We start from the raw sequence: 1,101 nt of genomic DNA, 5'->3' as shown, positions 1-1,101 counted from the left end.
TATACCCGTGATCATTGAAGATGCTTGATTTTCAATAGAATCAGGATCATGCTACAAACCATGAAAATCACACTGACTCCTCAACAGAAACTGCAACTCGAACAGATGCACGACATTGAGCGTGATAGTCGAGTTTGCGACCGTATTAAGGCTGTTTTGCTGGCTTCTGAAGGCTGGAGTCAGACTATGATTTCACAAGCTCTTCGTATTCATGAATCGACCGTTGCACGTCACCTCAGTGACTACGTACTTTCTGAAAAACTTAAGCCTGAGAATGGAGGAAGCCAAAGCAAGCTTTCTGCTATTCAAACCATGCACCTAATCGAGCATTTGACTGAGAAAACCTATTCTCATACTCATCAAATTGTCGCCTATGTTAAAGAGACGTTTGGGCTTGATTATACTGTTTCTGGTATGAACAAATGGCTTCACCATAATGGTTTTAGCTACAAGCAACCGAAAGGCATACCACACAAGTTTGATGAAGCAAAACAGCAAGCATTCATAGAGGCGTATGAAGCGCTAAAGGCAAGCTGTGGCGAGGATGAATCGATAGTCTTTATCGATGCAGTTCACCCAACACTATCAACAAAGATATCGCATGGCTGGATACGTACTGGTCAGGATAAAGTGATTGAAACAACGGGTAATCGTAGCCGATTGAACATTATTGGCGCACTGAACCTGTCGGATATTGGTGCAACCATTGTTCACGACTATGAGAGCATTAACAGTGAATCGATTGTTCGTTTTTTCTGTAAGTTAAGAGAGAGTTATTCGTTAGCCCATAAGCTTCATATCATCTTAGATGGTGCGGGATATCACCGCAGTGACTTAGTCAAAGATGCGGCGTTTGTCCTGAATATTAAACTGCATTATCTTCCACCTTACAGTCCAAACCTCAACCCAATAGAGCGGCTATGGAAAGTAATGAATGAGAAGTCGAGGAACAACGTTTACTTCAAAAGAAAACGGGACTTCAAGGCGGCAATAGACCAATTTTTTTCTGTGACTCTTCCAGAGATCGCAGGCTCTTTGACATCTCGAATTAATGATCATTTTCAGGTTCTCAAGCCTGCATCTTCAAGTTGATTCGGTATA

The 1,101-nt window shown here is 42.0% G+C and carries 1 protein-coding gene; it reads left to right on the top strand.

All coding sequences use genetic code 11. The features are described from left to right. Window positions 1–60: 60 nt before the first annotated feature. Window positions 61–1,092: an IS630-like element ISVa15 family transposase gene (locus tag EYW48_RS21190; protein WP_026027704.1), complete on the top strand. Its 1,032-nt coding sequence runs from the start codon at window positions 61–63 to the stop codon at window positions 1,090–1,092. Window positions 1,093–1,101 lie beyond the last annotated feature (9 nt).

The sequence above is a fragment of the Vibrio sp. 1180_3 genome (assembly GCF_029478545.1).
Classification (GTDB): Bacteria; Pseudomonadota; Gammaproteobacteria; order Enterobacterales; family Vibrionaceae; genus Vibrio; species Vibrio aestuarianus.
The sequence above is the reverse complement of the archived record's forward strand: the minus strand, read 5'-3'. Positions and strand labels throughout refer to the sequence as shown.

Bases quoted from the DNA above. Each gene is read 5' to 3' on its own strand.
- EYW48_RS21190 (WP_026027704.1), top strand. From the start codon at position 61: ATGAAAATCACACTGACTCCTCAACAGAAACTGCAACTCGAACAGATG.